4 protein-coding genes are annotated in these 10,021 nt (G+C 43.7%); all 4 read right to left on the reverse strand.

The annotated features are described in order from the left end of the window. Positions 1-1,486: serine hydrolase domain-containing protein (locus VK664_RS06180; protein WP_461397753.1), on the reverse strand; the 1,486-nt coding region annotated here is incomplete at its 3' end. Positions 1,487-1,703: 217 nt separating this feature from the next. After that, positions 1,704-3,395, reverse strand: coding sequence for a RagB/SusD family nutrient uptake outer membrane protein (locus tag VK664_RS06185; RefSeq protein WP_461397754.1), 1,692 nt, complete (start codon positions 3,393-3,395; stop codon positions 1,704-1,706). A gap of 10 nt (positions 3,396-3,405) precedes the next feature. Next, positions 3,406-6,429, reverse strand: coding sequence for a SusC/RagA family TonB-linked outer membrane protein (locus VK664_RS06190; protein ID WP_461397755.1), 3,024 nt, complete (start codon positions 6,427-6,429; stop codon positions 3,406-3,408). Between the two features lie 280 nt (positions 6,430-6,709). Continuing rightward, on the reverse strand, positions 6,710-9,763 hold the full coding sequence (locus tag VK664_RS06195) for a PVC-type heme-binding CxxCH protein (protein ID WP_461397756.1): 3,054 nt from the start codon (positions 9,761-9,763) through the stop codon (positions 6,710-6,712). Positions 9,764-10,021: the final 258 nt, after the last annotated feature.

Genomic DNA, 10,021 nt, shown 5'->3' on the forward strand with positions numbered 1-10,021 from the left:
TTCTTATTTCCATTTTGAAATTCTTATCATCAAAATAACAGGTCCAGATCTCACGATGAGGGCTCTCAACATATTGCAGCACAAGTTCCAGCGTTGTGGCATTTTTCCAGCGAAACCGTCCTGTAACTTTTAATGGCGGTAAGCCTTCCATGCTGTTAGCTGCTCTTGCGGTTAATCCGGGTCCTTTGAGGGCATTGCTACCCGCAATCCATTCGTTTTGTCCAAACACTACCGGATAAATCCCACTTGAAGTTTGAACCTGCACTTTTACGATATCCTTAGAAATATTAAATGAAAGGCCATCAAAATCATTTTCATTTTTCTTCAGCTTTAGCGTCCTGTTTGCAATTGCGGCGATATTTTGTGGTGCTCCAGAGGAATCCGCGGCTATTCTGAATGGATTTATCCTGAGATTTAAAGCACTTTTTTTCATCCCGGCCACTGCTGATGCATTTGCTGGCAAAGCTTTTGTTTTCATTGCCGGGTAAATATATTTCCACACGAGGTTTAGTTCATCCTGCATATCAGGTGTTTCACTTGTTATGGCTATTACTGCATCTAACTCCGGAAAAATTAGAATGTACTGACCAAAAGCGCCATCAGCTCTGAAGCTATTGTAACGGCTGCGCCAGAACTGGTAACCATATCCCTGTAACCAGTCACTATTGCTTCTTTGTTCCTGGGTAGCTGAGCGATCCTGGATGATATGCGCCGTGCTGGCTTCATCTACCCAACTTGCCGGAAGAACCTGATTCCCATTCCATTTTCCTTTCTGCAGATATAATTGTCCCAGCATTGCCATATCCATTGTGCGTATCCGGAGACCCCAACCTCCAACATTAATTCCTTCCGGATTTGTTTCCCAATCTTTGTTATTAATGCCTAAAGGTTTAAATAATCTTGGTTCCAGGTAGTCTATTACTTTTTCACCGGTTACCTTTTGGATGATGGCAGAAAGCATAAAGGTCGCCATGGAATTATACAAAAATTTTGTTCCGGGAGTATCTGCTATCGGCGTGGCGAGAAATGACTTTACCCATCCTGCTTTAGGTATAATGGCGCCTGTCGGATCGTTTGGATGACCAACCGTCATTGTCAACAGATGTTTTACAGTAAGATTTTTTAGAAAACTACCTGGATTAGCAGGTAAGTCTTCTGGAAAAAATGAAATCACCTTATCGTTTACAGTAAGTTTTCTTTCACTAACCGCGAAACCTATTGCAGTTGATGTAAAGCTCTTGCTTGTGGAATACATGGTATGTTTCAACGAATCGGCATAAGGTTTCGACCAACCATCGGCAATAATTTTTCCATGGCGAACAAAAACAAATCCGTGCAATTCATTCCGGGATTTTGAGACAGCATCCAAAAAAGCAGTAATGGCTACAGAAGAAACGCCCTGCGCTTCGGGTGTGCTTCGGGGTAATACTACCTGGGAAAATAAGGAAGGCGAAATAAAAAGCAGGAGATAGATAATGTTTTTCATAACAAGTTTTTGATAACAGTTTTGGCTACAGCAATCAAGTTAATCAAATCGAAGCTTGAATGAACTTATTAGAACATAATACTCAACATTAAGATTAACTGGTTAGCAATTTTAAGGGGGTGACCATTCGGGTTCCGAACAGTCACCCCCTTATACAATAGGAAGTTAATAAAATCTAATCAGGCGGGATAATCAACAATGATTATCAAGGGTTGATTTAATAGCCCTGATTTTGTACCAGGTAACCGGGAAGATTTGAGGCTCCATCTATAGCCGTTTGTGGTATAGGGAAAACTCTTTTGTTTTTATCAGTGTTGGTCTTTTCGGTCCAGGTTCCTTCGTATTTGCCAAAACGGATCATATCAGTTCTGCGAAGACATTCCCAATAAAACTCGAAGCCTCTTTCCCGATACAACAGCTCCAGATCGACTGCTGTAAGCGGTTTAGCCGGGGTTGTGGCTGTTCTTGCCGCTCGGATCGTGTTGACATCCGTAAGAGCAGTGGCAGCAGCATCACCTCTTCTTAACTTTGCCTCGGCACGCATCAGGTAAATATCGGCAAGACGAAGAATAACAATATCATGTTCTCCAAAGTTTCTTCCACTTACGGAGCCACGGCTGAATTCATATTTTTCAACCCGGTAGCCTGTGTTATAGTCACTTCCAGCTACAGTAAAATCGATACTTTCAGTAAAGTTTACAGGAAGTGTTGGGCGGCTCCGGGTATCGTTAAACAGCGGACCCACTTTCATACTACCATCGACACATTTCAGAAACACACCATTTCTTCTTAACAATCCATATTGCTGGCCTCTTAAAATGCCCCGGTTGATATTGAAATTTGCGGCCGGAACGCAGGTGTCTTTCGCACTTGAATAGATAGAAAGGTTCTCTTTATAAAAGCGGGGATCTCCTTTTGCCGGATCAAGGGGTGCATTAGCGGTTACCCAGGTCTGGTAAAATGTTGGTGTTATACCAGGGCCATCGGTTCCGTTAGCACCCGTATAAGCTGGTAACGGAAACTGGTCGCCGGAGAGTGAGAAATAAGCCATACGATTATGGCCATTCAGATCGGCACGCTGATCAACCGCAAAAATCAATTCTTTATTTGTATGGTTGTTATCATTGAATAATGAAAAATATTCAGCAGCCAGTGCATACTGACCGGATGAAATGATCTTATCGCAATATTCAACCACCTTATCCATATCCTCTTTCTGAAAAGCAAAAGTTGAAGCATAAGGGTCACGATAAACAGCAGCATTCAAATGAAGCCTTGCAAGCAAACCCCAGGCACCGGCTTTTGTAATTCGTCCGGGCCCTGTTGCATTGTCAAGTAATGGCTCGGCAGCCAGTAATTCACTTTTGATATAATCAACTGCTGCCTGTCCACGTATGACTTCTGAAATACCTACCGGATCCTCTTTCACGAAAACAATTCCAAACAAATCCAAAGTCAGCATTGAATAATATGCACGCATTGCCCTTGCTTCCGCCAGGAAAACCGGCGCATTTGGATCCTTACTTTTTGGTAACTCAACAATTGCCGTCAATGCGCGTGAGATGCTCTGTACTATATTATTCCAGGTACCTCTCACATTTGGGTCGGTACTTGTGGTTTCATGCTTATGCATCGCAAGATAGATTCCGTTATCACCCCAGTCTGTACCGCCGCGATAAGGAAGTATAGCTTCATCGGTCGAAATCTCCTGTAGGGTAAAATATGTTGTGTGCTGAAATACGCTCGGGAGTAAAGCATATACCGGCGCGATAATGCCTTCGGCAATTTGTTTATCGGTAAGGCCCGCTACTGATGACTCATCGAGTACGGTCTCGTTTAATTTTGTACAACTGTTTATCATCGTGATGCATGAACCCATCAGCATCAGACTAAATATTTTCTTTTTCATGTAGCGGGTTTTAAAAAGTAACGTTTAATCCAAAGATCACCGACCTGGCTTTCGGATAACTTAAATAATCAATACCATATGATGACACACCATTTACTGTTCTGTCTGTATTTACTTCAGGATCATAACCGTCGTATTTAGTTACAACGAAAAGATTCTGACCGGTTACAGACAAGCGTAATCCTTTAACCCAGTTGCCAATGCCAAGCCCTACCGTGTTAAATGAATATCCCAGTGAAAGACTGTTCAGCCGGAACCAGGCCCCGTCTTTCAAGTACCTTGTACTTACCTGAGCCGCATTGTTTACTGATTCATTTGGATACTCAATTGCTGCACGTGTTGTATTTGTGTTTTTCGACAATTTAAGTTTGTAAAAGATTGAGTTCGCTGTATTATCATAGACCTTATTACCTGAAACGCCGTTGAAGTTTGCATTCAGATCAAACCCTTTATATGACAGGTTTCCAAAGAAACTATATAACACCTTTGGAAGCGCAGTACCAGCAGCAATACGATCTTTGTCTGTCACAATGCCGTCCTTGTCAGTATCCTTGTAGGTACTGATGCCATTGGCGTTGAAACCTGTCCACTCCTGCAGGTAAAAGGTACCAATTGGCTGACCATTGATATAGCCGTTCACAGTTGCTGAAGTAAGACCTGATCCTGATGCAGAGCCTGAAGGAATAACTGAATAGGGGGAATTTTCAACAACATTATCAAGGAATGTAATATTTCCACCAACGCCATAGGTAAGGCCAAATCCGGTTTTATTACGGTATTCAAGATCGATCTCAAGACCGTTGTTAGTGATTTCCATGTTTTCAACATTTGTCCAGAAAGTAGTTGCCGGCTGAATCGGATCGGCCGGGATTACTTCAAGCAGGATATTGCTTGATACTTTTCTGAAAACGTCAATGGAACCATTCAGTTTGCCATTCAGCAATCCGAAATCAAGACCAATATTTGTTTGGGTAGAGACTTCCCACTGGATATCCGGATTTGGCAATCTTGCGAAAGTAATACCACCGGGATAAGCACCTGAACTATAAAGCGGGTAACTAACAGTGCCGGTTACCTCTGATTTATATAAACCCTGAGTAATCTTTGATGGAATCTCCTGGTTGCCGGTGAGACCCCAGCCTGCACGGAGTTTCAGGTTTGTGAAACCTGTATTCTGCATGAATGTTTCTTCAGAGATCTTCCATCCGAGCGAGAAGGAAGGGAAATAACCATACTTGTTATTAGAACCGAATTTTGAAGAGCCATCAGCCCGGAAATTTGCAGTGAGCAAATACTTGTTATTGTATTGGTAGGTAACACGTCCGAAAAATGACTGTAACTCGTTTATTACGGCGCTACCTGTGGGCCGGTTATTAGTCAGGGTCAGTTCCTGACCTACTCCCGGATTGTAAATAGGCTCTACTCCCCCGATAGGAAATGTATTAATGCTTGAAACGCGCCCCTGCACAAACACTTTTTGATATGAATGACCACCGAGCACGCTGAAATCGTGATTACCTTTTTTGAAAGTATAGGTCAGGTAATTTTCAATCAACCTGTTCCGGTTCCAGGTTTCATAGCTTTCCAGCCGGCCAAGTCTTTGAGGCTGGGCAAAAGGAAGGGCTTCGACATCACGGTGAGCTGTTGAATAATCAACTCCAAAATTCAAACGGTAAACCAATCCTTTGATAATTCTCAAAGACGGCGAAATGGATCCAAGTATACGGGTTATTGTCGTGATATCTTTATCCAGTTCGAAGTTGAGTAAAGGATTATTGATTAGCTGGTGAACCGCGGGTTTTCCATCGGGGCCATAAGCAGGATATGTGGGATTATTTCCTAGGGCATCTCCGACAATGGTTTGGTATGGAGGGCGTTCATTTTTTGTTTGAGCAACTGCAAGGTTAACGTCAATGGTTAACCGATCATCGTCAAGAAACTTCTGAGTTGCATTGAACCTGCCTGAATACCGGGACATGTCGTTGGTCTTAATGATTCCTTCCTGTTGTTGAGCACCGAATGAAGCAAAATAAGTCAGCTTGTTTGCGCCACCACTTAAGGTAAGGTTGTTGTTGGTAGTAATTGCGGTTCGGGTTACCTCATCCTGCCAGTCTGAGTTCCCGCCTTTATCGTCGAGCGCACCGCCAAGTTTTGGAACCTCGGTCCTGAATTCGGAAGAAGATAAAACCGGTATCGCACGTGCAATTTTTGAAAAACCAACATTACTTGAAAAACCGAGTGTAGAACTACCCGTTTTCCCTTTCTTGGTGGTAATGATGATAACACCGTTTGCTCCACGTGAACCATAGATAGCAGTTGCAGATGCATCTTTCAAAACATCCATAGATTCGATATCCTGTGGATTGAGAAAGTTTAAAGGATCGCCACCACCTGTACTTGAGTTATCAAGTGGTAAACCATCTACGACAAACAACGGTGTGGATCCTGTTCTGACTCCACCGGGCCCCCTTACGGTAATACCCTGGACCGCACCGGGCTCTCCACTGGCCGAAGTAATATTTACCCCCGCAACTTTTCCCTGCAGAAGCTCTTGTGGTGAGTTTATGATACCGCGGTTAAACGATTCTGCTTTGACAGATTTTACTGCACCGGTAATATCTTTTTTATTTTGTGTACCATAACCCACAACAACAACCTGTGCCAGGTCCGATGCATTTGAAGATAAAGTCAAATCAAGCGTGGTTCTGTTTCCAACAATAACTTCGATGGAATTATAACCAACAAAACTTATTTCTAATACAGTATTGTCATCTGCAACTGTAATGGTAAAGGCGCCTTTCGAATCTGTGGTGACGCTTTGGTTTCCGCCTTTAACACTAACAGTAGCGCCAGACAGCGGTGTCGAATTACTTGAATCACGAATTGTTCCGGTGACGGTCTTTTCAATAGTTGCAAACCTTTTGCCTGCGGGGCTTTCGGCATACCCTTGTTCAGGCAGATAAAAAAATCCCGCGGCCATAGTTGTTGCAACCATTAGTCGAAGACCGCTTTTTGATAAAAAGCATTTTCTCATTTGTTAAGTTTTAGTTCTGAAACTGATAAAAAGGAGACAAAAGTATAAGGAGTGTTTTATCCAAACCTTGCCGGTATTGAACTATCGCAATTTGATAATACCGTCAGGAAGGACCTTCAGTTAATGAATCAATAAATATAAAGAATGGGCAAAAGAATGGGCACCGGCTGAAATGCAGCGGGAAGCCCGTAGAATTATTGGCAGTGCTTTGCACAAGCTGGATGTTAAGGGTTAAGCGAACGTTAGCGTTAGCCTTATAAATCTACCGATTTTGGAGCAATTATTTCTTTTTCATCGCCGATAAGTAATCCAGTAGGTTGGCCATATCCTGCTTTGAAAAACTTTTATACAGTCCTTCCGGCATCATCGATTTTTTTAATTGTTCCATCGCATCGATATCACTTGTTTTGATATTTGTTTTACTGCCACCCGGCATTACCATTTCGATATCTGTTTCCGTTTTGCTTTTGACTATTCCCGCGTTCGCAGAGCCATCTTTCATTTTTATAGTCCAGCCTTCATATCCGAAACCTATACCAGCTGATGGATGAATAATAGCTTCCAGCAAAGCCTCTCTAGGTAACTTGGATCCTATTTCCGTAAGCGCAGGACCAAAATCAAATCCACTGTTACCGGTTACATGGCAGGTTGCACAATAGGTTTTATATACTTCAACCCCGGCATTTCTGTCCGTTTTAAGGCTGGCAAGTTCGGCGATAGTTGGAGGCGGTGCTGATTTGGCGGAGCCTGTATCAGGTAAATAAGAGGCGGCTTCTTCACGAACTGATCCGCGCCAGGCCCTGGAAACACTTTTCACAACAAGAGGCACCAATGGAGCGGGCACTTGTTTCTTTTTAAGAATCATGAGTACCCTGTCTTCACCGGTTCCACTGTTACCGATTCGCAATGCAGCCTGTCGGTTAATGTATTCCCCATACTTTTTATTAAATGCCAGTTGTTGCAGGAGATCAACAGATTCCGTAGTACCAACAGAACCAATTGCTCCAAGCATTTGTCTTTGAGCACTGGTATCAGAACCGCTAATTATTTTCCAGATCAATGGGAGGCCATTCAGTTTAAATAAAAGACCGGCAGCATTTCTGCCAAGCGAGCGATCAGGTTTTTCAATAGCCAGCTTCACCAAATTTTCATTCTCCGTTTTTACATTATATCTTCTTATCAGTTGTATATATTCATCGCCAGGTGAAGCCGCCATTGTTTGCAACAGTTGTTTTAATTCACGTTGTGCCAGTTCAGAGTTTCTGACGGCGGCTTCATCCAGGTGATTCAGTACAAGCTTTTTGACAGCTGTATCGTTTATACCTGCTTTCTCTAACAAACCCAAAAGGCTCTTTGCTTTTTCGGGACCGCTGTTAAAATCGAAAGCGCGGAAATAACGAAGGCGGCTTTTTAAAGGCTCAGCTGCATCACCAGCCAACATCGCGAGATAAGGAATTGCCAGCTTTGTCCTGGATCTCCAGATGATATCCCGGGCAGCGCTGGATTTTATCGGATCTTTTACTTTGGAAAGATAATCAGCCATAAAACTATCCCATTGACGGTCGGCGCCTGTACCCAGGGCTTCGAGATACCAACGGTCCTCGCCGTCATGCTGAAGTGCAAGTTGTATCCACAGGTCGCGGGTTCCGGATGCTTTTAAATGATGAAGTGAGATCGCGAGCTCGCGCCTTACCTGAGGATCAGTATCGGCAACAAGATGTCTTACCTGGTCTATAAAATCAGTTCTGCCCTTTGCTGCTCTTATACCCATTATTCGTAGTTCCGGGTTTCGGGACTTAAGGGCATCTGCCAGATATTTATTTGCACCTGCTTTATTTACCACGAGCAAGGTCCAGAAAGCACGGGCCTTTGCTGTTGGCGCTCCATCAGATTGCCAGCGTTTTTCAAGTACGGGTATTGCTGCTGAGCCCATTTTTTCCAAAGCCATTCTCGCTTTATAACGGGTAGCGAGGTTAGGGCTTTGAAGCGATGCTTCAGCTGATTCAGGGGAATTATAATCCGCCCTGGTTACCTGGTAGGGAGTGCCCGGTTTTGCAACCCTGTAGATTCTCCCGCGGGTCTGGTCGCCTGCGGCATGGCCACCAACTCCCGGATCATACCAATCTGCAACTATAAGCGATCCGTCAGGAGCCACACAAACATCAGCTGGTCTGAACCACTGATCTTTCTCCCCTTTCAGTATATTATTAATGGTCGCCGTATAACCCGCACCTTTTTTAGCTACATCATAAGAACGCACCACGTTTGGTCCCGCATCAGAATGAATCATCCGGTTAAGAAAACGTTCGGGTAAAGCATTGCCTTCATAAATCACCATTCCCGTTGGCGAACCCGCTCCTGTTTGTAACAGGTTAGGCGTGGCACCGGGATCATTAAGGTGCCAGTGTTTGAAAGGAATAGAATCTTCCATATTTGTACGGCTTGCAGACCAGCCTGCACCCGTTACTTCATCTGTGAAGCCATAATTGCCATACCACATGATGTAGTTTATCCTTACTCCCCGGTTGCCATCATCGTCATTATCACTTTGCCACAAATTGCCATAGCTGTCAACAGCTACTTCGAAAGGGTTTCGGAAATTATGACCCAGCACTTCCACCTGAGATCCGTCTGGGTTGCAGCGGAAGACCATACCCTGGCGGTATTTGTCCGGGCCAATAATCTCTCCATCCTGGTCTCTGACCGGCCTGTCGTTTTTATCTCTGAGGGTTTTGCCTTCATTTCCAAAGTTGAAATAGAGTTTTCCATCGGGGCCAAACGTGAAGGCGTGTACGCCATGATCGTGTTGCTGGCCACCGATCCCCTGGAAAAGAATTTCTTTTCGATCTGCTTTATCATCGCCATTATCATCATAAAATGACCAGACATAAGGGCTTTGTGAAACAATGACCCGGTTGCCGAGAACACAGATTCCAAGAGGCGCATTTAATTCCGGGCCCTGGTAAAAAACCTTCGAGGTGTCCGTTTTTCCATCGCCGTTAGTGTCCTCTAAAATCATTATCCTGTCGCCGAGTGCATTAGTAGGGTTTCCATTGATATTTGGACGATAATTATAGGCTTCAGTTACCCAAACCCGCCCCCGGTCGTCTACATCTATGTTGGTTGGATTGCGGAAAAATGGCTCTGTTGCCATCACGCTGGTTTCCAGGCCTTCAGAAGTAACAAGACCCTTCAGAGCGTTTGATGGCAATCGCTGCTGTGCTGCCGTAAGCGTATCGACGCCATTGGTTTGTTGTTTAGAGGGTCCATTTTCTTTACAGGAAAAAAGAGAAATTGAAAGAATCACTGACAGCACAAAAAATTTTTGCTTCATATGTTTAGGTTTTACAGGCGCATGCAATTATCTTCTAAACTAGTTAAAAAGAATTATGAGTTATGAATTATGAGTCAGGTATTTGAGTTATGAACTATGAGTTATGAGTTATGAGTGAAGTGGTGAGTGGTGAGTCTTCGATCGGTTTCATCGATATCACCTTATTAATAACTTTGTGAAAAAGCCACATGCAGTGATACCATTTACCCCAATGGACCTTTTGAGTTCACTGGTGAGTCTGGTACTGTATGGCCCTTT

Origin of the sequence: Flavitalea sp. (assembly GCF_035489435.1) — a bacterium.
Taxonomy (GTDB): domain Bacteria; phylum Bacteroidota; class Bacteroidia; order Chitinophagales; family Chitinophagaceae; genus DATHKG01.

Coding starts and splice junctions, on each gene's coding strand:
- VK664_RS06185 (WP_461397754.1), bottom strand. CDS start 3,395: ATGAAAAAGAAAATATTTAGTCTGATGCTGATGGGTTCATGCATCACG.
- VK664_RS06190 (WP_461397755.1), bottom strand. CDS start 6,429: ATGAGAAAATGCTTTTTATCAAAAAGCGGTCTTCGACTAATGGTTGCA.
- VK664_RS06195 (WP_461397756.1), bottom strand. CDS start 9,763: ATGAAGCAAAAATTTTTTGTGCTGTCAGTGATTCTTTCAATTTCTCTT.